The organism is Planococcus sp. TJ-302, from assembly GCF_058268455.1.
Genome location: NZ_JBZDOI010000003.1, coordinates 326725 through 346828 on the forward strand (window position 1 = coordinate 326725; position 20104 = coordinate 346828).

At 47.1% G+C, this 20104-nt stretch carries 21 protein-coding genes and 8 tRNA genes; 28 read left to right on the forward strand and 1 reads right to left on the reverse strand.

What is annotated here, in order from left to right:
- The first annotated feature begins 6 nt into the window (after window positions 1-6).
- The 6 genes from AC4EHB_RS14485 to AC4EHB_RS14510 all read left to right on the forward strand — a co-directional run bounded on the left by AC4EHB_RS14485 (window position 7) and on the right by AC4EHB_RS14510 (window position 7707).
- On the forward strand, window positions 7-1077 hold the full coding sequence (locus AC4EHB_RS14485; RefSeq protein WP_490981913.1) for a D-alanine--D-alanine ligase: 1071 nt from the start codon (window positions 7-9) through the stop codon (window positions 1075-1077).
- 13 nt (window positions 1078-1090) lie between these two features.
- On the forward strand, window positions 1091-2449 hold the full coding sequence (locus tag AC4EHB_RS14490; RefSeq protein WP_490981914.1) for a UDP-N-acetylmuramoyl-tripeptide--D-alanyl-D-alanine ligase: 1359 nt from the start codon (window positions 1091-1093) through the stop codon (window positions 2447-2449).
- A gap of 16 nt (window positions 2450-2465) precedes the next feature.
- A complete protein-coding gene (locus tag AC4EHB_RS14495; protein ID WP_490981915.1) occupies window positions 2466-3164 on the forward strand; it encodes an alpha/beta hydrolase in 699 nt (232 codons plus the stop codon).
- 334 nt (window positions 3165-3498) lie between these two features.
- Window positions 3499-5022: a degradosome RNA helicase CshA gene (gene cshA / locus AC4EHB_RS14500; protein WP_490976038.1), complete on the forward strand. Its 1524-nt coding sequence runs from the start codon at window positions 3499-3501 to the stop codon at window positions 5020-5022.
- Window positions 5023-5690: 668 nt separating this feature from the next.
- Entirely contained in the window at window positions 5691-6170 is a 480-nt protein-coding gene (locus AC4EHB_RS14505) for a PH domain-containing protein (RefSeq protein WP_490976037.1), read from the forward strand.
- Window positions 6160-7707, forward strand: a complete 1548-nt coding sequence (locus tag AC4EHB_RS14510) for a PH domain-containing protein (protein ID WP_490981916.1) — start codon at window positions 6160-6162, stop codon at window positions 7705-7707. The genes AC4EHB_RS14505 and AC4EHB_RS14510 overlap by 11 nt, the downstream gene beginning before the upstream one ends.
- A gap of 3 nt (window positions 7708-7710) precedes the next feature.
- On the opposite strand, the gene AC4EHB_RS14515 is transcribed toward AC4EHB_RS14510, so the two are convergent.
- On the reverse strand, window positions 7711-8319 hold the full coding sequence (locus AC4EHB_RS14515) for a rhomboid family intramembrane serine protease (RefSeq protein ID WP_490981917.1): 609 nt from the start codon (window positions 8317-8319) through the stop codon (window positions 7711-7713).
- 68 nt (window positions 8320-8387) lie between these two features.
- On the opposite strand from AC4EHB_RS14515, the gene acpS reads away from it, so the two are divergent.
- The 22 genes from acpS to AC4EHB_RS14625 all read left to right on the forward strand — a co-directional run bounded on the left by acpS (window position 8388) and on the right by AC4EHB_RS14625 (window position 19881).
- A complete protein-coding gene (gene acpS / locus AC4EHB_RS14520; RefSeq protein ID WP_490981918.1) occupies window positions 8388-8738 on the forward strand; it encodes a holo-ACP synthase in 351 nt (116 codons plus the stop codon).
- A gap of 17 nt (window positions 8739-8755) precedes the next feature.
- Window positions 8756-9859, forward strand: a complete 1104-nt coding sequence (gene alr, locus AC4EHB_RS14525) for an alanine racemase (protein ID WP_490981919.1) — start codon at window positions 8756-8758, stop codon at window positions 9857-9859.
- Window positions 9860-9958: 99 nt separating this feature from the next.
- A complete protein-coding gene (locus AC4EHB_RS14530; RefSeq protein WP_135504991.1) occupies window positions 9959-10243 on the forward strand; it encodes a transcriptional regulator in 285 nt (94 codons plus the stop codon).
- A gap of 4 nt (window positions 10244-10247) precedes the next feature.
- On the forward strand, window positions 10248-10598 hold the full coding sequence (locus tag AC4EHB_RS14535; RefSeq protein WP_135504993.1) for a type II toxin-antitoxin system PemK/MazF family toxin: 351 nt from the start codon (window positions 10248-10250) through the stop codon (window positions 10596-10598).
- 193 nt (window positions 10599-10791) lie between these two features.
- The gene (locus AC4EHB_RS14540; RefSeq protein ID WP_490976032.1) at window positions 10792-11622 is read left to right on the forward strand and encodes an RsbT co-antagonist protein RsbRA; all 831 of its coding nucleotides are present in this window, start codon (window positions 10792-10794) and stop codon (window positions 11620-11622) included.
- A complete protein-coding gene (locus tag AC4EHB_RS14545) occupies window positions 11619-11981 on the forward strand; it encodes an STAS domain-containing protein (protein WP_106534565.1) in 363 nt (120 codons plus the stop codon). The genes AC4EHB_RS14540 and AC4EHB_RS14545 overlap by 4 nt, the downstream gene beginning before the upstream one ends.
- A gap of 2 nt (window positions 11982-11983) precedes the next feature.
- Window positions 11984-12385, forward strand: a complete 402-nt coding sequence (locus AC4EHB_RS14550) for an anti-sigma regulatory factor (RefSeq protein WP_135504997.1) — start codon at window positions 11984-11986, stop codon at window positions 12383-12385.
- A gap of 11 nt (window positions 12386-12396) precedes the next feature.
- Window positions 12397-13398: a PP2C family protein-serine/threonine phosphatase gene (locus AC4EHB_RS14555; RefSeq protein ID WP_490976031.1), complete on the forward strand. Its 1002-nt coding sequence runs from the start codon at window positions 12397-12399 to the stop codon at window positions 13396-13398.
- Between the two features lie 93 nt (window positions 13399-13491).
- Window positions 13492-13821 (forward strand): anti-sigma factor antagonist, encoded by a 330-nt coding sequence (locus AC4EHB_RS14560; RefSeq protein WP_490976030.1) that lies wholly within the window; start codon window positions 13492-13494, stop codon window positions 13819-13821.
- A gap of 1 nt (window position 13822) precedes the next feature.
- Window positions 13823-14293 carry an anti-sigma B factor RsbW gene (rsbW, locus tag AC4EHB_RS14565; protein ID WP_135505003.1) on the forward strand — a complete coding sequence of 157 codons (471 nt, stop codon included), beginning with the start codon at window positions 13823-13825 and terminating at the stop codon, window positions 14291-14293.
- Window positions 14271-15053, forward strand: coding sequence for an RNA polymerase sigma factor SigB (sigB, locus tag AC4EHB_RS14570; RefSeq protein WP_490976029.1), 783 nt, complete (start codon window positions 14271-14273; stop codon window positions 15051-15053). The genes rsbW and sigB overlap by 23 nt, the downstream gene beginning before the upstream one ends.
- Window positions 15053-15652 (forward strand): PP2C family serine/threonine-protein phosphatase, encoded by a 600-nt coding sequence (locus AC4EHB_RS14575; protein ID WP_490976028.1) that lies wholly within the window; start codon window positions 15053-15055, stop codon window positions 15650-15652. Before sigB ends, AC4EHB_RS14575 begins: the two co-directional genes overlap by 1 nt.
- A 238-nt stretch (window positions 15653-15890) precedes the next feature.
- Entirely contained in the window at window positions 15891-18050 is a 2160-nt protein-coding gene (locus AC4EHB_RS14580) for a Tex family protein (RefSeq protein ID WP_490981924.1), read from the forward strand.
- A gap of 138 nt (window positions 18051-18188) precedes the next feature.
- On the forward strand, window positions 18189-18641 hold the full coding sequence (locus AC4EHB_RS14585) for a SprT family protein (protein WP_490976027.1): 453 nt from the start codon (window positions 18189-18191) through the stop codon (window positions 18639-18641).
- Between the two features lie 212 nt (window positions 18642-18853).
- Window positions 18854-18928, forward strand: a tRNA-Asn gene (locus AC4EHB_RS14590).
- Between the two features lie 3 nt (window positions 18929-18931).
- Window positions 18932-19003: transfer RNA gene (locus tag AC4EHB_RS14595), tRNA-Glu, on the forward strand.
- A 240-nt stretch (window positions 19004-19243) separates the two neighbouring features.
- Window positions 19244-19320 (forward strand) — tRNA-Met (locus AC4EHB_RS14600).
- 3 nt (window positions 19321-19323) lie between these two features.
- A tRNA-Asp gene (locus AC4EHB_RS14605) sits at window positions 19324-19399 on the forward strand.
- Window positions 19400-19404: 5 nt separating this feature from the next.
- Window positions 19405-19479, forward strand: a tRNA-Gln gene (locus AC4EHB_RS14610).
- 120 nt (window positions 19480-19599) lie between these two features.
- Window positions 19600-19685, forward strand: a tRNA-Leu gene (locus AC4EHB_RS14615).
- A 12-nt stretch (window positions 19686-19697) separates the two neighbouring features.
- Window positions 19698-19774, forward strand: a tRNA-Arg gene (locus tag AC4EHB_RS14620).
- Between the two features lie 33 nt (window positions 19775-19807).
- Window positions 19808-19881: transfer RNA gene (locus AC4EHB_RS14625), tRNA-Gly, on the forward strand.
- Window positions 19882-20104 lie beyond the last annotated feature (223 nt).

Below are 20104 nucleotides of genomic sequence, written 5' to 3' on the forward strand. Positions count from 1 at the left end.
TTACTGATGAAGAAAAAGATCGGTTTATTATATGGAGGCAAGTCGGCAGAGCATGAAGTATCGCTTTCCACTGCCCGTGCGGTTACAAAAGCTTTGAATTTCGGAAAATACGAAGTATATCCGATTTATATAACGCAAGAAGGGGAATGGAGAAAAGGGTCCTTGCTCGAAGGGCCGGTTGATTCGATTGAACAGCTTCAAATCGGCCAGGGTGCATCCACCCCGAATGATATATCCGGCTTCTTACCGGCAGAAAGCGGACAAATTTTAGATGTTATCATCCCGTTGCTGCATGGACCGAATGGTGAAGATGGTACAGTGCAGGGCTTGCTTGAAGTGATGAACCTGCCGTATGTCGGCAATGGTGTATTAGCTTCGTCAGCGGGCATGGATAAAGTGGTCATGAAGCAATTATTTGAAATTGCTGGATTGAAACAAACCCCATACGTCTATTTTATCCGCAGTGAGTGGCAGCGGAACCAAAAAGCGCTAGTTGAGCGCATTGCCGCTGAATTGCAATGGCCAGTCTTCGTCAAACCTGCAAACCTTGGCTCAAGCGTCGGCATCAGCAAAGCGGACAATAAAGAAGAATTGGCTGCAGCAGTGGAAGAGGCATTGAAGTTCGACCGCAAAATCGTCGTCGAACAAGGCGTAACGGCGCGTGAAATTGAAATCGGTGTCCTCGGAAACGACCAGCCGGAATGCTCAGTTGCGGGCGAGATCAAGCCGCTAAAAGCGTTCTATGATTACCAAGCCAAATACAAAGACGGCAATACCGCAATGATCATTCCCGCTGAATTGCCGGAAAGCGTTTATGCGGAATTAGTGGAATCTGCGAAAAAAGCGTTTAAGATATTGGACTGCTCGGGGCTCGTCCGTGCAGATTTCTTCGTTACTGCTGAGAACGAAATCTTGATTAATGAAGTCAATACGTTGCCTGGATTTACGCCATACAGCATGTTCCCGCTATTATGGGAAAATACGGGGCTTGCTTATCCGGATTTGATTGAGCGTCTGATTGATTTGGCGATTGAGCGCTATAATGATAAACAGATGTTGCAAGTAAAAATAGATTGAGTGGAGACATTGTATGAAAAAGAAGATTGAGCAACTAGCCGAATGGCTGGATATAAAAACGAACTTTAAAGGCGTTGTTGTTACAGGGGTGTCGATCAACACAAGAACGTTGAAACCGGGCGATCTGTTTGTGCCGTTCCGCGGAGAAAATGTCAATGGCCATCAATATGTCCGCCAGGCTTTCGAAGCGGGAGCAGCAGTAAGCCTCTGGCAGCGCGATGAGCCGAATCCGCCGAAAGACGTGCCGCTATTGATCGTCGATGACTGCAAAATTGCGCTGCAGGAAATGGCGCGGTCTTACCGCAACGAATTGTCGACGATGGTCATCGGCATCACTGGCTCCAACGGCAAAACATCCACTAAAGATTTGGTGGCAAGTGTATTAAAGCCGTATTTCAAGGTGCAGAAAACGCAAGGCAATTTGAACAATGAACTGGGCTTGCCATTGACCATTTTGTCGCTCGATGAAGATACGAGGTTCGCCGTCCTTGAAATGGGCATGAGCGGCTTTGGAGAAATCGAATTTTTATCCCAACTGGCACGGCCGGACTACGCCATCATTACGAATATCGGCGAAGCCCATATGCAAGACCTCGGTTCACGCGAAGGCATCGCCCAGGCCAAGTTTGAAATCGTCGCTGGCATGGCAAGCCATGGGAAGCTTTTTTATGATGGCGATGAGCCCTTGCTTTTGCCGTTTGTTGAAGAATTCCCGCAGGCGGTTTCATTCGGCTTCGGTGAAAACAACGAATTGGCTGTCACGAACATCAAAGCTACTGAAAACGGCAGCAGCTTTTTGGTCAGCGGCATCATTGATGCAGCATTCACGATTCCAGTCCTTGGTGAACACCAGGTTAAGAACACGTTAGCTGCAATTTTAGTGGCGCTTGAAGCGGGGCTGACTGAAGAAGAAATTCGCCGTTCCTTGAAAAACGCGGCATTGACAGATATGCGCATGCAGATCATCCAAGCGGACAACGGCGCAACGTTCATCAATGACGCTTATAATGCAGCACCTTCTTCAATGGGAGCCGCATTGAACTTCCTTCGTGAGACGACGATGAAAGAAAACAAATGGCTGGTGCTTGGCGATATGCTGGAACTTGGCGACAATGAGCAGAACTATCATGAAGCATTGGCGAAATTGATTTCCGACGATATTTCGGGTGTCTGCCTGTTTGGCCCCCGCATGAAGTGGCTGCGCGACAAACTCACGGTTTCGTTTTCTGGTGAAGTGATTTGGAGCGAAAACGATTATGCGCCAATCATCGAATTTCTAAAAGAACGCATCTCAGCGGATTCCATCATTCTGGTAAAAGGCTCACGCGGCATGGCGCTTGAAAAGGTCATCGAACCGTTTGCAACAAATTGAAATGGAGGAGAACGGCTTGAAAACTGGTGTCTTGTGCATCCACGGCTTTACGGGCGGTCCATATGAAGTTCAGCCGTTCGCTGATTTTTTAGAGAAACAGACGGATTGGAACATCTCGGTCCCCACTCTTCCCGGGCATGGCGACACGCTTGCGTTGAAAAATATGACAGCGGATAGCTGGCTGATGGAAGCAGAACTGGCTCTCCGTGAACTAAAGAAATCTTCCGACCGAATTATCATTGTCGGTTTTTCCATGGGCGGATTGATAGCGATGTATTTAGCAATGCGCTATAAAATCGACCGCCTTGTGCTGCTGAGCACAGCGGCCAAATACATCAGCCCAGCGCAATTATTGCAAGAAGTCAAAGGCGCCTTATCGGATGCCGCGAAAATGCGCTTAGCGGAAAATGAGTTTTATAAGCGCTACCAATACAAACTCATCAATACGCCAATGTTGTCGACGCGGGAATTCCTGAAGGTCGTCAAACTGATCGAACCATATTACAAGAACATCCATATCCCCGCCTGCATTGTGCAGGGGATGAAGGATGGGGTGGTGCCGGTATCGGCTGCGGACTTTATCTACGACAATATCGCTTCTGAAGATAAACAGATCATCCGCTCAGAAACAGGGAAGCATATGATTTGTTATAGCGAGGACTGCGAGGATTGGTTCATGCGGGTTTTGGCATTTATGAAGAAAGGCACAGAGTAAACTGATTATTAGAACCTTTGCGTATTGATTGCAAGTGCTTAAAAATCGTGTTATTCTAATGAAAGCAATGGATACATTTTTGGAACGCTCTTCACTTGTGAAGAGTATTTTTTTGAGCAAAACGGTTTGTTCTACTTATTGGGCATCAAAACCCGCCGATCAGACCGCTCGGCAACGCCCGAGCTTTTTCTGTTCACACATCCCCTCTGACTTAAAACTACAGAGTATGATTTTCGACGTGAAACTTCCTCATAAAGGCTCGACTTTGTCACGATTTCATCTAAAATGTACACCATTTGTAAATAAGATGAAGACAAAAGGAGATTGAAAACATTTGGTAAAATTTTCAGAGTTAAATATTAGCGAAACCACTTTAAAGTCCGTAAAACGCATGGGGTTTGAAGAAGCAACACCGATTCAAGAAGGTACAATCCGTCTAGGTATGGAAGGCAAGGACATTATCGGACAAGCCCAAACGGGAACTGGTAAAACAACTGCATTCGGTATTCCATTGGTCGAAAAAATCGACACTAAAAACGGCAATGTCCAAGGATTGGTAATTGCGCCAACTCGCGAATTAGCAATTCAGGTTTCAGAAGAGTTGTACAGACTGGGCCAAGATAAAAACGTGCGCATCCTTTCAGTATACGGTGGCCAAGAAATCAGCCGTCAAATCCGTGCACTTAAAAACGGTCCACACATCATCGTTGGTACACCAGGACGCCTTTTGGACCATATCAACCGCCGTACGCTTAAATTGGACAATGTAAACACATTAATCCTGGACGAAGCTGACGAAATGTTGAACATGGGCTTCATTGAAGATATCCAAACAATCATGTCAAGCGTGCCAGATACTCGCCAAACATTGTTGTTCTCAGCAACTATGCCGGATGCTATCCGCCGCATTGCAGAGAAATTCATGAAGACTCCAGAAATCGTTAAAATCAAATCAAAAGAAATGACTGTTGAGAATATTGAGCAGTTCTTCGTTAAATCGGTAGAACGCGAAAAATTTGATATCCTTTCACGTCTTTTGAACGTACAACAACCAGAACTTGCGATCATCTTCGGCCGTACAAAACGCCGGGTTGATGAATTGGCACATGCTTTGAACATCCGCGGCTATTTGGCTGAAGGAATTCACGGCGATTTGAGCCAAGCAAAACGTATGTCTGTTTTGAAGCAATTCAAAGCAAACAAAATCGACATCTTGGTTGCAACTGACGTAGCAGCTCGCGGACTTGATATCTCAGGCGTATCACACGTATACAATTTTGATATTCCACAAGATCCTGAAAGCTATGTCCACCGTATCGGCCGTACTGGCCGTGCAGGTAAAAAAGGAGTCGCAGTCACGTTTGTAACACCACGTGAAATGGGCTACTTGGGCATCGTTGAACGCACAACTAAGAAAAAAATGGAAGCTTTGATTCCTCCAACTGCTGATGAAGCTGTACTAGGCCAAAAACGCGTTGCTGTGGAACAATTGCAAGAAATGACTGAGAAAAACAACTTAGGCGACTACCGTGAATTTGCGGCAGAAATGCTTGAGAAGTTTGATGCTGTTGATTTGATTGCAGCGGCCCTTAAAACAATGACTAAAGAGCCGGAAGATACACCAGTATCAATTTCGGAAGAGCGCCCATTGCCATCCCGCGGAGGCGGAGGCTATAAAGGCAAAGGCGGACGCAGCAGTGGTGGCGGAGGCTATAAAGGCAGCCGTTCAACTGGATCAGGCCGTCCATCTTCAAGCCGTTCAGGCACTGGAGCTGGTGGATCTGGCGCAACAAGACGCCGTGAAGGCAGCACAAGCGGCGGAGGACGTCCAGGACGCACTCGCCGTCACGAATCTTAAGAAGAAAAAGCGTAAATGCCGGCTCAACTCCGACAGGCATAAGGCAGACCAGCGAAGTAGCGTTCTTTGCCACACAGCTGGGTTGACTTATGTCCCGAGGAGCTCGGCACTGGAGCTAGATTATAAGAAAAGCGTAAGCTGAAATAGAAGGCGGATGCGGAAACAGGAAACTGTTTTCGCATCCGCCTTTTTTGCGCTTTCAAACTGATGTACAATGGACTGAAACGCATCAATGCATGAATCGTATAGTAATATAGAGAGAAGCGAGAGTGGAGTACTTTTAAAAGGAGCTAAAATCATTATGTTGTGAAGTGGATTGGTATTCCGCAAACCAACCCCGCAAGCCCGTATGCTTCTGTCTCTATCGCTGCGTTGCTCTCTAGGAATCTGCTCTGTTTTACTACGTATTAATTGCAAGAAACTGAAATGATTATGTCTTACACTATTTTATAAAGAAGTGGTTTATTTAGAAAGACCTTCGAATGAAGCGGCTCGGCGCTCGCCCGCGGAAAGCGTCCGCCTGTCTCTGTCTCTGCAACGCTACGCTAGCTTCGAGACATGAAAGTGCGTTGCAACGCTGCGCTAGCTTCGAGACATGGAAGTACGTTGGAGCGAAATGAAAAGGCTATCGAAAGTTTACTGATAGCCTGAAAGATGGGGTGCAGCAAGTGAACAATCAACCAAAAAATCAAATTTCAAGAAAAGGGCTGACGGTTTGGCGGCTTTATGGCTTAATTGAAACGCTCGTCATTGCATTAGTGGCTGCAGGCTCAGCGGCATTAACTTATTTCTTTGAGTGGCCGGCCTGGCTTTACGCCGCATACGCCGGCATTATTGTACTTTTCGGGTTTTTGCTTATTTATCTGTTTCCGAAAATTCGCTGGCAGCGATGGCGCTACGAAGTGCGTGAGCAGGAAATCGAATTGCAGCACGGTTTGTTCATTATTCGCCGCACACTGGTGCCGATGGTTCGCGTGCAGCATGTTGATACGGCGCAAGGCCCTATTTTACGCAAGTATAATTTGGCTGAAATTTCCATTTCTACAGCAGCAACAGTGCATACGATTCCGGCATTGATTACGGAAGAAGCGGATGAGTTGAGAGCCAGGATTTCTGTTTTGGCAAGGGTGGCGGAAGATGATGTCTGAAACCCGTTATAAACTTCATCCGTTGTCCGCATTTTTGAACTTCCTAAAAGCATTGAAAGAGCTGATTGTGCCATTTATCGTTGTATTCGGCGTGAATTTATTCAGAGACGGCGGCGTATCGGGGATGTTTACCCAAGGATGGCAAGGGCTGATCCCTTTTTTCGTCGGCATCGTTGTCGTGCTTTTCATGTTAGTGGCGGGAATTATCAAGTGGAAGCGCTTCGTTTATTGGTTTGAGGACGGAGAATTGCGTATCGAGTATGGCTTGTTCGTAAAGAAAAAGCGCTATATCCCTTTTGACAGGATCCAAAGCCTGAATTACACCGAAGGGATTTTCCATCGGCTGTTCGGTTTGGTCAAAGTCAAGGTTGAAACTGCGGGTTCCGGCAAAGCTGGAGAGTCAGAAGCGGTTTTGACTGCGATTAACCGCGAAGACGCCGACCGCATTGCAAGCAAGATGGAAGAAGCGAAGAGAGGTTTTCGTCAACAAGCGCCAAGTGATGAAGAAGTGCAAACTGCTCCCGTGGAAATGCCGGAGAAAAAAGGGGCGCGCGTTTTTTATCGCATGACGCTCAAAGAACTGGTGATTTTGGCGACGACGTCAAGCGGCATCGGAGTGGTGTTATCGGCTGTCGCGGTTTTCCTGTCGCAGTTTTCGGATTTGATTCCTTACGAAGCACTTTATGAAGAGGTTATGCTGTTCTTGCGTTTTGGCTATTTAATTGCCTCGTTGGCTGTCTTTATAGTGCTGGCGATTGCCTGGGTCATTTCCGTATTCCTGACGATTTTCGCGAATTACCAGTTCACCATTCAAGCGGATGAGAATAATATCTACATTACACGCGGCTTGCTTGAGAAAAAGAAAATTTCGGTGCCGTTTAAACGGGTGCAGGGAATCAAAATTTCTCAAAATCCTCTGCGGGAATGGTTTGGTTATGCAACGGTGACTGTAGAAAGTGCAGGTGGTTCGCTGGGCGATAAAGAGGAGAAAATCCGTCTTTTCCCGCTTGCTAAGAAATCAGTGATGCTGCCGGTGTTGTCGGAATTATTCCCGGAAACAGAGTGGAACCCGAAACTTACAGGCGCGCCAAAACGCAGTGTCCGTTTTTTCTATCGGCTCGATTTCATATGGCTGGCTCCGCTTATTGGGGCAATAGGCTATTTCTTTTACCCGTATGGGCTCTTTAGTCTGCTGCTGGTGCCGATTATCATTGGGCTCGGAATGTGGCAGCATCGGACAGTGGGGTATGCGTTGATAGACAAGCAGTTGACGATGCAGTTTCGAGGCTTCAGCAAACATTCCTTCTATTTGATGAAGAGGCGTGTGCAGGCGGTTGATGTCACGCAAAGCTATTTTCAGCGGCGCAAGCAATTGGCTTCCATTGAGGCAACGATAAAATCCGGGATAATGGGCGCTTCCTCGCGCATCAATCATATGGATACAGGCGATGCTGAGCGCATCATGGCCTGGTACGAACCATCAAGCCGGCCGCTGCCGGAAGATGAAAAAAGTCAGCCGGAATTTTTCTCCGGCTGACTTTTATTTTTTCGATTTCCAGCTGACGATCCTTTTTGGATGGAAATAGCTTAATCCAACAAGGAAACCGGTAATCATCCCTGCGATATGCGCAGTGGCATTAATATTCGGCGTCAAGAAAGTCATCACTATACTTATCACGATGATTGGCAGTATAATTTGTCTCAACTGCGGCAACGCGCGGCGTCCGTAATACAGCAATGCCGCGAAAGCGCCAAGAATACCGAAGATCGCGCCGCTCGCACCGACGTGCAAGTAGTCCAAGGGTTCAAGGAAATATGTAGCTACGGTACCAAAAAGCCCCGCCAATCCATAAACCGTCAAGAAGCGGACTTTGCCGATCAGCTTTTCAAGTTCTGGTCCGAACAGGAACAACGAAAACATATTGAACAATAAATGCATAAAACTGCCGTGCAGAAACATCGGCGTGATGAATCTCCACCACTGGCCTTCAGCTATCAAATAATTGGCGCCGACACCGTAGCTGAAAATTAATTCGCCAATGATTGGCAGCCATCCTAGCACATGGATAATGATATTGATGGCAAGCAAGGTAGATACAACAGGATACATACGCAAATACTGCGAAAAACTTTCTGTGCGGATAAACATGTAGTCACCTCTTTTTCATACATGTTATTATACCTTTTTAAGGTTTGCGATTGAAAGGAGAAACATTTATGATTATTGGAATTGGTCTGGATATTGTCGAACTTGGGCGCATCCGGAGAATAGACGCCAAGTCGCCGAAGCTGCGCGAACGGGTTTTGACAACAAGTGAACTCACTGAATATGCAACATTGTCCAGCACGCGTAAAACTGAATTTTTGGCTGGCCGTTTCGCGGCAAAAGAAGCGTTCGGGAAAGCCAATGGCACAGGCATCGGTGCATCCTGTTCTTTTCAGGATATTGAAATCCGCAAAAACGAAAAAGGGAAGCCCTGCTTATTTTATCAGCAGCGGGAAAATGGGTTGGTTTCGATCACCCACACAAAAGACTACGCTGCTGCACAAGTTCTTTTGCAATCTTAATCAATCGGGGTGAGAGTATGACGGAAAATTATCGGCCGACGAAAGCGGTTATTGATTTAAGTGCTATAGAGAAAAACCTGGCGTCATTCAAAAAAGGGCTGGGCGCTGCGGAAATAATGGCTGTCGTAAAAGCGGATGCCTATGGGCACGGCGTACTGGAAGTGGCGCGCCGGGCAGTAGATACGGGCATCAAACTGTTGGCGGTAGCGACGCCGGACGAAGCACTGTTTTTGCGGAACAACGGGTTTCAGGAAAAACTCCTTGTAATGGGGGCATCGCCCGCATCGTTTGTGCCAGTAGCCCAGCAAGAAGAAATTGCCCTGGCGGCTATTTCACTGGACTGGCTGAGCACCGCTTCAGCCGCCCGAAATCCGGAGTTTCTTCCATTGAAAATCCATTTGAAGATTGATACGGGCATGCGGCGTGTCGGCGTAGACGCAGAAGAGGCGGAAACAGCGATAGCGGAAATTCGGCGCCATTCGATGGTATTTGAAGGCATCTTCACCCATTTCGCTACCGCGGATGAGGAGACGGGAGAGTTGTTTGAACGGCAAGTCAAGCGCATGAAAAGGATCATCGGCCAGCTCGATGATCCTAATGTGTTGGTCCATGTATCGAATAGCGCGGCCTCGCTCATGCATCCCGATCTTGCTTATGGTGCTGTGCGGGTGGGGATTTCAATGTACGGAATCGCTCCTTCTGCCTATGTAGAAGAAAGAATGGCTTTCCCTTTAGTCCCGGCCATGAGCCTGGAAACTGAAATTGTCCATATCAAAAAGGTGAAAGCGGGAGAAGCCATCAGCTATGGCGGCACTTACCGCTGTGAAGAAGATGAGTGGGTCGCTACATTGCCAATCGGTTATGCTGATGGCATGCTGCGCGGCCTCCAAGGGCAGGATGTGCTGGTGAGAGGCGAGCGGGCGCAAATTGTCGGGCGCATTTGTATGGACCAGTGCATGATCCGCGTCCCTGAAAAATTGCCGGTTGGAGAGAAAGTCCAGTTGTTCGGAAAACAAGGCAAAGAGGAAATACGCATCAATGAATGGGCAGATAAACTGGGCACGATTCCTTATGAAATCCCCTGTATTTTAACGAAAAGAGTCCCGAGAGTGTATGTTTGAAAGACCGAAATCCCAACAATGTCTTTTCACCAGCTATCTTAGATGTTAAGATGAAAGGGTGAGACATGAAAGAACGGTATTTTTCGGAGGTGTAGGGCTGTGTACGAGAAATCGAAGCCAAGAGAAGTGGTAGTGAAACTGCCTAAACAATTGATGTCAGAGCTGACAACACATTCAGATGAACGGTTTCAGGAGCGCGGCGACTATGTTTACGTTTCCACCCAAAGGGTAACCAAAAATATATACGATTCACATCATATTCGAGAAGCAATGATCAAAGGCTACGTGGAGATGTCACAAATCAATTTATCCATCGCTTGTGAATGTTCTCACGCGGAGTATGAAGCGGAGCACACGACCGTGCGACTCGTAAGCGGAGGTTGACAATTTGATTGTAAAACGTGGAGACGTTTTTTTTGCAGAATTATCTCCAGTGGTCGGGTCTGAGCAAGGTGGGACCCGGCCGGTGCTGGTTATACAAAATGATATAGGGAATCGTTTCAGCCCAACGGTGATTATTGCAGCGATAACGGCGCAGATCCAGAAAGCGAAATTGCCGACTCACGTTGAGATCAATGCCAAGAAATATGGCTTTGAGCGTGATTCGGTTATCTTGCTTGAACAATTGCGTACGATCGATAAATCCCGGTTGACTGATAAAATCACCCAGCTCGATGAAGCGTTAATGGAAAAAGTTGACGAGGCACTAGAAATCAGTGTCGGTCTTGTTAAGTTCTAAGCATACATACTCCGAAAACACCTGAAAGTTTATCCTTTCAGGTGTTTTTTCTATTATCCCGTAAGAATCTGCAGGCTTGACGACAAAAAAGATGTGAAAAAAACTTTTTTCCGATACAATATAAAGATAGATTATCTAAAATGTAACTGGATGTGTTCACTGCATGGAAGTTCAGGGAGGTTTACAACAGAAGATGAATAAGCAAATGGCTAGATATATTCAAGAAAATAACACTGAAATAATCGCCGAATGGCAGGAGCTTATGAAGAACGAAAAAAATGATCGTTCTTTCCAAGTGATGCCAACGGATTTGATGAACCAGACGAGCAAGGAATTCGCGGATCTGATGGTGTCGAATCTTTTAGAGAGCCACCAGGCTTATGAAACCCGCTTAAACGATTTTGCAGAAAAAGTAGTACGCCTTGGCTGGTCGATGACGTTTGTTACTAAAGCGATCGATCATTTCTCCGAAGTGGTTTTTGAAGGGATGGAAAGAGCAGGACTCATTACGCAGGAGAATTTCCGCGACTTCTTCAAAGAATTCAATAAATGGATCATCCCGATCCGCGACAGCACAGTCGCTGCCTATTCGAAAACATGGGAGCGTACTGTAACCCTGCAGAAAATCGCTTTGCAGGAATTGTCGGCATCATTGATCCCTGTATTTGAAAAAGTGTCGGTCATGCCGCTTGTCGGAACAATCGATACGGAACGCGCGCGCCTAATTATGGAGAACTTGCTCGAAGGCGTTGTGAAGCACCGCGCGGAAGTGGTCCTTCTGGACATCACCGGTGTACCGGTAGTTGATACGATGGTGGCGCACCATATCATTCAAGCTGCAGACGCTGTGCGGTTAGTCGGCGCGAAATGCATGTTAGTGGGAATACGGCCTGAAATTGCCCAAACGATTGTTACGCTGGGCATTAATTTGAATGAGTTTACGACTACAAGCACGTTGCAGCGTGGTGTAGAACAAGCACTCGCTTGGACCAATCGCAAAATCGTGGAGGTTGATGAACAATGAATTTTCGGATTCCAATTTTAAAACTAAGAGATACATTGATCGTTTCCATCCAGTGGGAATTGGATGACCAGACAGCCATCCAATTTCAGGAAGATCTATTGAATAAGTTGCACGAAACAAGCGCGCGTGGAGTTGTGATTGATTTAACATCTGTTGATTTCATCGATTCGTTTATCGCAAAAGTCTTAGGGGACGTCATTAGCATGTCAAGCCTAATGGGAGCGCGAGTAGTTATTACCGGTATTCAACCAGCAGTGGCTATCACTTTGATCGAATTAGGAATTCGACTTGAAGATGTTATGACAGCCCTTGATCTAGAAAATGGGCTGGATAAACTTCAACTGGAATTGGAGGCTTAATAATGAGCAACCAGTCTTCGGTGGAAATTTTAACGGAATGGGATATTGTTGCAGCACGGCAGCTCGGGCGCAATGTTGCAAAAGAGCTGGGTTTTGGCACTGTCGATCAAGCGCGTATAACGACGGCGATCAGCGAACTTGCCCGCAATATTTATTTATACGCTGGACAAGGGAGAATTGAAATTCAACAATTGATGGAAAATGGCATCAAGGGAATTTTGATAATCGCTGCCGACCAGGGGCCCGGAATTCCCGACATCCGTAAAGTGATGGAAGACGGATTTTCTACTTCTGGAGGATTAGGTGCAGGATTGCCAGGCGTCAAACGGTTAATGGATGAATTTAAGATTGAAACGATCCCGGGAGAAGGGACAGACATAAGAGCTACGAAATGGCTTCGATAGGGGGGGCACATATGGTCCACAAAATCGAAAATCAATACAAAGAGATTTTAAATCAGTATATGCAGCGCCAGTCAGAACAGAATTTGTATGTCGGCCAGAATTTCAGCAGGCAGCTTATTTCTGAAAACATTTCTCCGGAAGAAGTCATCAGCGTCCATAAGGCGGCGATGCAGGAAATTTACAAAGACTTACCTGAAGTGGTTTGGCACTCTTTTGATTTCCTGGTTGAAATGATGATTAACTACGGCCTTGCTTTGCAGGAGCGTCAAAGCCTCTTGCAACGGCAGGAAGAAATCAGGGTGGAGATGGATTTGGCGGCAAATGTTCAAGAGACTTTGCTGAAAACGAAATTGCCTGCCTTGGATGGCTTGGATATTGGTCTGTTATCAATTCCCGCACGGAAAATGAACGGGGACTACATATACTTCATCAGTGACGCAGAAGGCCATGCCGGAATCGCCGTTGCAGATGTTATCGGCAAAGGGCTCCCGGCCGCCCTCTGCATGTCCATGGTCAAATTTGGCATGGATAGCCTCAATCATTCACCCGCAAATCCTTCCGAGGTTTTGGGTGTCATCAACCGGGTCGTTGAGAAAAGCATCGACGATTCGATGTTTGTTTCCATGTTCTATGGCAAATACGACGCGGCGAGCGCGCAAATGACATATGGTTCGGCCGGGCATGAGCCGGCTATCCTGTATCGTGCGAAAACCAATGAGTTCAGTGAATTATACGCCAAAGGCCTTTTACTGGGCGTATCGCCTTCTGCGGCATATGAAGAGCATACGGTCCAACTTGAAGAAAATGATATGGTCATCATGATGACGGACGGCGTGACGGAAGGCCGGACGGATCAAGGGTTTATCGAGCGTGAAGTCATTTTCGAAATGATTGAAGAGAAAAAGGATGAACCGGCTCAAGTGATCGTCCAGTATGTTTACGACGCGCTTGAACGCATGCAGAATGCCGTGCTGTCGGACGACTTTACGTTGGTGATTTATAAAAAAGTCTGAAGTATGTTTAAAAACCGCCGGAAGGTGGTAATTAGACTTACGATGGCTTTTTTAATTTAATGAAATATTGATAAAACAGGGGTGTCATAATAGATGAATATTCAAGTTGAGCTAGAAGAATCAAACAATACATTAACAGGTTTTATCCGCGGCGAAATCGACGCGCACACAGCGCCTGTTCTCCGTGAAAAACTGGAAATGCATCACCATAAAGAAGGTTTGAATGCAGTGTTGGATCTTTCCGGCGTTGATTATATGGACAGTACTGGATTAGGGGTTTTCGTGGCATTCTATAAGTCGGTAAATGCTAAAGGCGGACATGTGAAGCTGAAAGGTCTCTCAACACGTTTGAAACGTTTATTCGACATTACTGGTTTGGGCGAAATCATGGACATCGAATCAGTTGGAAAAGGTGGTAATTGATATGCGTCCTTTCGATTATGTTGAAATGAGAGTGCCTGCAAAATCGCAATATGTCGGTGTGGCCCGTTTGACGATTTCGGGATTAGCAAGCCGCATTGGTTTTACGTTCGACGATATTGAAGATTTGAAAATCGCTTCAAGTGAAGCGGTGACGAATGCAGTCCAGCACGCTTATTCCGAAGGCGAAGAAGGCGAAGTTGTCATTGGCTGTGCGCTTTACGGCGATAAGATTGAAATTATGGTAGCGGATCATGGCCAAAGTTTCAATTTTGAAGAAACAAAGGCGAAAGTAGGTCCTTATCACGATCAGGAGGAAGGGGCTTTTCTTCGCGAAGGAGGTCTTGGCCTATACTTGATCGAAACTTTGATGGATGAAGTAAAAGTCCATCATCAGGAAGGCGTCACGGTCTTCATGACTAAGTATGTTGGAGGAGAGCAGGTGGAAGAGGATGTCGAAACGATCTCATCCTAATCAGCCGACCAAAGAGCAGGTGCTTGAATGGATCGAGGCTTATCAACAAACGGAAGATGAAGAAGCACAGACAATGCTTGTCATGAACTACAAGCGGCTGGTGGAATCAATAGCGCGCAAATATTCAAATGGTAAATCTTACCACGAAGACATTGCGCAAGTCGGGATGTTAGGGCTCCTCGGAGCAATTCGCCGCTATGATCCATCTTTCGGCAGGAGTTTTGAAGCTTTCGCAGTGCCGACAATTATCGGCGAAATCAAGCGTTTTTTGCGTGACAAAACTTGGGCGATCCATGTTCCACGCCGTATCAAGGAACTTGGACCCCGCATCAAATCAACTGTCGAAGTCCTGACCCGGGAACTTCAGCGTTCCCCGCAAGTGTGGGAAATCGCGGAATACCTGGATGTGGAAGAAGACGATGTGCTTGAAGCAATGGAGATGGGCAAGAGTTATCAGGCCTTGTCTATGGACCACTCTCTTGAAGCTGATTCCGATGGCAGTACCGTGACTTTATTTGACGTTGTAGGGCAAGAGGACGATGGCTATGAAAAAGCGGATCAGCGCATGCTTGTAGCGAATGCGATGAATGTGCTTTCTGAACGAGAAAAGCAGATCATCCAGTATACCTACATAGAGCAGCTGAGCCAGAAAGAAACCGGTGATAAGCTGGGGATTTCTCAAATGCACGTGTCTCGTCTGCAACGCAAAGCGATTAAAAAATTGCAAGAAGCCATTTTGGCTGCCGGTGGAGTATCCTAGTGGAGACTATAAAACACCATTACGTTGAAGCTTGTATCTTTAATGAAGCAAAACATGGTAATTATGAATCCGGCGACAGCTACCATACTGTACTGACGGACGATTATTTCATTTGCTCAGTAGCCGATGGACTCGGGAATGGCCCCGTGGCGCGTGAATCGTCGCAGGTCATTCCGCAAATTCTAGAGCAGTATCACCACGAATCGATCGACTCCCTCATGGGGCGTTTCAACGATTTGATGGTGCAAAAAAGAGGCGCGGCAGTTGCAATTTTCAAAGTGGACTTCAAAAAGAAGACGCTGGAATACACTTGCGTGGGAAATATCCGATTCTACCTTTACCGTAAAGGGACGGATGAAATGATTTATCCATTGCCGGTAATGGGGTATTTATCAGGACGCCCACAGAAATTGCGCACCCAACTCTACACTTACGTTGAAGATGACTTGTTCCTTATCCATTCTGATGGAGTGGAATTGCGGAATCCGAAAGTGATGATGAGACGGGCGGGAATTCCTGAGCGCCTTTATTACGATATTCTCCGAGAAATCAAAACAGGCGACGACGCCACGTTCATAGCAGGAAGCCTCCTCAAATGAGTAGGCTTCTTTTTTTATGGTAAAATAAGAAAAGCACAGGCACCTGTTCTGCCCCGACAAGCGCTGGAAGCCTTGCCGATCATGGCGCTTTTTGCCATGTTCGGAAAGGCTGAAGCGACCTCGAGGGGCAAGGTGCCGGAGCTGGACAGTAAGAAAAGCGCTAGCATCTGTTTAGGCGCTATAAGCTGATTGAATTTTATCCGTTTTCAAGGAAATGAAGGAGAGTGTTTTTGTGGACATGCAGAAAATCCATGCGTTGATTGCCAAAGAAACCAGCGTTCGCGCAGATCAGGTCAAACAAGTTATTGAGTTATTGGATGACGGCAATACGGTTCCGTTTATAGCCCGTTACCGCAAAGAAGCTACCGGTTCACTTGATGAAGTGCAGATTAAATCGATTGAAGATCGTTATACATACATACAGAACCTGGAGCAGCGGAAAGTGGAAGTTATCCGTTCAATCGCTGAACAGGAAAAAATGACAGATGAGCTGGAAAAGGCGATTCAATCGGCAACGGTATTGCAGCGCTTAGAAGACCTTTACCGGCCATATAAGCAAAAACGACGGACGAAAGCAACAATCGCGAAAGAGAAGGGACTTCAACCGTTGGCGGATTGGCTCTTGTCAGCATCAACCGGCGATGTGTTGAAAAAGGCCGCTGAATTTGTCGCTGCAGAAACCGGAGCAGCCACCGCGGATGAAGCGATTCAAGGCGCACAGGACATTCTGGCGGAATTATTTGCGGATGATCCGGATATTCGGGAAAAGGCACGTTACATGACGCGCAAAGATGGCGAGATTTTAACGGCCGCCAAAAAGAGCCATGAGGACGAGAAGCAGGTCTTCGAAATGTATTACGACTACGAAGAAGCGATTAGCAAAATCGTGCCGCACCGTATTTTGGCAATTAACCGTGGAGAGAAAGAAGACGTCCTTCGCGTATCAATCCAGCCGCCGACCGACCGGATTGTGACATTGATGAAAAACAAATGGGTTAAATCGAGTGTCCCGTCTGCAGAATTCGTGGCACAGGCGATCGAAGATGGTTACAAGCGCTTGATCCAGCCTTCAGTCGAACGTGAAATCCGCACCGAGCTCAGTGAAAAAGGGGAAACTCAAGCAATCCACATCTTTTCAGAGAACTTGCGGAATCTCTTATTGCAGCCGCCAATGAAAAATAGAATGGTACTTGGGGTCGATCCGGCTTACCGCACCGGCTGCAAACTAGCGGTCATTGATGAAACGGGCAAGTTATTGGAAGTCGCGGTCATTTACCCGCATGCTCCGAAAAATGACCAAGCGGGAGCGAAGCGGACGATGAAAGCCCTAGTATCGAAATATCCGATACAGATCATGGCGATCGGCAACGGCACGGCTTCGCGTGAAACGGAACAATTTGTTGCGGACTTTCTCGCGGAAACTGATGCGAACATTTCGTATGTCATTGTCAACGAAGCGGGAGCGAGCGTTTATTCTGCATCTGAAGTTGCCCGCACGGAGTTCCCGAATCTCCAAGTCGAAGAGCGCAGCGCCGCTTCTATTGCCCGCCGTTTGCAAGATCCATTGTCAGAGCTTGTGAAAATCGATCCGAAAGCGGTGGGCGTCGGGCAATATCAGCACGATGTCTCTCAGAAAAAACTGGCGGATCAATTAACATTCGTTGTGGAAACAGCGGTCAACCAAGTTGGCGTCAATGTCAACTCAGCTTCTGCGTCTTTATTGCAGTACGTCGCTGGGCTAAGCAAGACGGTCGCTGAAAATGTCATCAAGGTGCGGGACGAGAACGGGCGCTTTACATCACGTGCCCAGTTGAAGAAGATTCCGCGCCTGGGGGCTAAAACGTATGAGCAAGCCATCGGATTTCTGCGGATTCCTGAAGGCAAGAACCCGCTGGACGCCACGGGTATCCATCCGGAAAGCTACGCTGTAGCGGAAAAGTTATTGGAATTGGTGGGAGCAGGCAAGAACGAAGTCGGCACACCAGCAACTGCAGAGAAATTATCGGTTCTACAGCTGGCTGAGCTGAGCGAGAAGTGGGGCGTCGGAGAAATCACGTTGCAGGATATCCTGGATGCGCTGAAAAAGCCGAACCGCGATCCGCGTGATGAGTTCCCGCAGCCTTTATTGAAAAATGATATCTTGAAAATGGAAGATCTCCTGCCGGGCATGGAAGTTCAAGGCACCGTACGGAACGTTGTCGATTTCGGAGCGTTTGTCGACATTGGCGTGAAGCAGGATGGGCTCGTCCATATTTCGAAATTGAAAAAAGGCTTCGTAAAGCATCCGCTTGACGTAGTGGCTGTCGGTGATATCGTCACCGCTTGGGTCGAGAAAGTCGAGAAAGACAAAGGGCGTATTGCCTTAACAATGCTGCAGCCGAAAGATCAGACAGAATAATAAAATATAGTTCAAAGAGCCGTCAATCGACCGGCTCTTTTTTGCTGATTTTTTATAAAAGCTGTGCTATGCTCGGTAACATTCAGGTGCAGGAGAATTGCAGGACGAACACATAACGATTTTAATAAGGAGTTAGCCATGACCAATCAGGAACTGACCGAGCTTATCAAAGAAATCTCCAACGACTTTTTCCGAAAGCCTTTCCGCCACGAGGGAGTTTTCAATTCGCGTTTGCGCACGACAGGCGGCAGGTATTTATTGCGTTCCCATAATATCGAAATCAATCCTAAGTCATATGAAAAATTCGGCTATGCCGAATTGGAAGGCATCATAAAGCATGAGTTGTGCCATTACCACCTCCATTTAGAAGGGCGCGGCTATAAACATCGCGATGCGGACTTCCGGGAATTGCTGAAAAGGACGGGATCACCGCGGTTTTGTTCCGCAGTTGTGCCACGGGCGAATCAGCGTGCGGCCAAACGCTATATTTACGAATGCATTGCGTGCAGCACGGAGTACCAGCGCAAAATCCGGATGAATGTCGAACGTTATCGCTGCGGCAAGTGCTCCGGAAAACTGGCGATAAAATAATGTGGCATTGCTGAATGGCGATTAGGAATCCGGTGTTGGGCCGATAAATCCCTAGAGTGGAAAACGGGATTGCGTCTCCGGTGGATTACATCAGCCTGGAGCGCCATTTTGCTGCCGAAAAAGATGTGGGAAAATAAGTGTTGACGATTCCCTAAAGCCTCTTTATAATAGAAAAAGTCGACAAGTACTTAAACAGCACTTGGCAGCACTATTCCGAAGTAGCTCAGTGGTAGAGCACCGCACTGTTAATGCGATGGTCGTAGGTTCGAGTCCTACCTTCGGAGCCATTCGGCCCCTTGGTCAAGCGGTTAAGACACCGCCCTTTCACGGCGGTAACACGGGTTCGAATCCCGTAGGGGTCATTTCTTTTATACATAAGCAAGCGAGTGGGTAAGAGAATTAACATCGAAGCAGGCGCAAGCCGGTGCAGGTTTCCATTACGAAACAAACGTAAGAGAAACAAAGTATTACTATATTATTGTCGCGGGGTGGAGCAACAAGCCGTACGAAGACGGCGCAGTAACACCGAAGCAGGCGCAAGCCGATGCAGGTGTCCATTACGAAACAAGCGTAAGAGAAACAAAGTATTACTATATTATTGTCGCGGGGTGGAGCAGTTCGGTAGCTCGTTGGGCTCATAACCCAAAGGTCGCAGGTTCAAATCCTGCCCCCGCAACCAAATGGTCCCGTGGTGTAGCGGTTAACATGCCTGCCTGTCACGCAGGAGATCGCCGGTTCGATCCCGGTCGGGACCGCCATTTATTGGGGTATAGCCAAGCGGTAAGGCAACGGGTTTTGATCCCGTCATGCCCTGGTTCGAATCCAGGTACCCCAGCCAATTTTAACTTGAAGATAATTGAATGCCAGCTTGAATTGCGGTTAAGGCAAATCGGAAAACAACATTGACTTAATATCTTGTATGTTGTACAATGGAATTTGTCCTTAAAAATAATTTAATGCGGTCGTGGCGGAATGGCAGACGCGCTAGGTTGAGGGCCTAGTGGGAGAAATCCCGTGGAAGTTCGACTCTTCTCGGCCGCACCATATCGCTTATAAGCGCCCGTAGCTCAATTGGATAGAGTACTTGACTACGAATCAAGCGGTTAGAGGTTCGAGTCCTCTCGGGCGCGCCAATTTCATTATTAAGTTATTTCCTTCTATTATATGCGGGTGTAGTTTAGTGGTAAAACCTCAGCCTTCCAAGCTGATGATGGGGGTTCGATTCCCCCCACCCGCTCCAAATTTATTACATGAACCTTGAAAACTGAACAGCAAAACGTCAACAACACGCAACGGCCGCGCAAAACGGCCCGCGCACAAACTACTGATCAGCATCATGCAGATCAAAGCGAATCGTGCGTCTTCGGACGGCGATGCGCCAGCAGTATTGAGCAATCAACACTACTCTATAATGGAGAGTTTGATCCTGGCTCAGGACGAACGCTGGCGGCATGCCTAATACA

Bases quoted from the DNA above. Each gene is read 5' to 3' on its own strand.
- AC4EHB_RS14485 (WP_490981913.1), top strand. From the start codon at position 7: ATGAAGAAAAAGATCGGTTTATTATATGGAGGCAAGTCGGCAGAGCAT.
- AC4EHB_RS14490 (WP_490981914.1), top strand. From the start codon at position 1,091: ATGAAAAAGAAGATTGAGCAACTAGCCGAATGGCTGGATATAAAAACG.
- AC4EHB_RS14510 (WP_490981916.1), top strand. From the start codon at position 6,160: ATGATGTCTGAAACCCGTTATAAACTTCATCCGTTGTCCGCATTTTTG.
- AC4EHB_RS14515 (WP_490981917.1), bottom strand. From the start codon at position 8,319: ATGTTTATCCGCACAGAAAGTTTTTCGCAGTATTTGCGTATGTATCCT.
- acpS (WP_490981918.1), top strand. From the start codon at position 8,388: ATGATTATTGGAATTGGTCTGGATATTGTCGAACTTGGGCGCATCCGG.
- alr (WP_490981919.1), top strand. From the start codon at position 8,756: ATGACGGAAAATTATCGGCCGACGAAAGCGGTTATTGATTTAAGTGCT.
- AC4EHB_RS14540 (WP_490976032.1), top strand. From the start codon at position 10,792: ATGAATAAGCAAATGGCTAGATATATTCAAGAAAATAACACTGAAATA.
- AC4EHB_RS14545 (WP_106534565.1), top strand. From the start codon at position 11,619: ATGAATTTTCGGATTCCAATTTTAAAACTAAGAGATACATTGATCGTT.
- AC4EHB_RS14550 (WP_135504997.1), top strand. From the start codon at position 11,984: ATGAGCAACCAGTCTTCGGTGGAAATTTTAACGGAATGGGATATTGTT.
- AC4EHB_RS14555 (WP_490976031.1), top strand. From the start codon at position 12,397: ATGGTCCACAAAATCGAAAATCAATACAAAGAGATTTTAAATCAGTAT.
- AC4EHB_RS14560 (WP_490976030.1), top strand. From the start codon at position 13,492: ATGAATATTCAAGTTGAGCTAGAAGAATCAAACAATACATTAACAGGT.
- rsbW (WP_135505003.1), top strand. From the start codon at position 13,823: ATGCGTCCTTTCGATTATGTTGAAATGAGAGTGCCTGCAAAATCGCAA.
- sigB (WP_490976029.1), top strand. From the start codon at position 14,271: ATGTCGAAACGATCTCATCCTAATCAGCCGACCAAAGAGCAGGTGCTT.
- AC4EHB_RS14580 (WP_490981924.1), top strand. From the start codon at position 15,891: ATGCAGAAAATCCATGCGTTGATTGCCAAAGAAACCAGCGTTCGCGCA.
- AC4EHB_RS14585 (WP_490976027.1), top strand. From the start codon at position 18,189: ATGACCAATCAGGAACTGACCGAGCTTATCAAAGAAATCTCCAACGAC.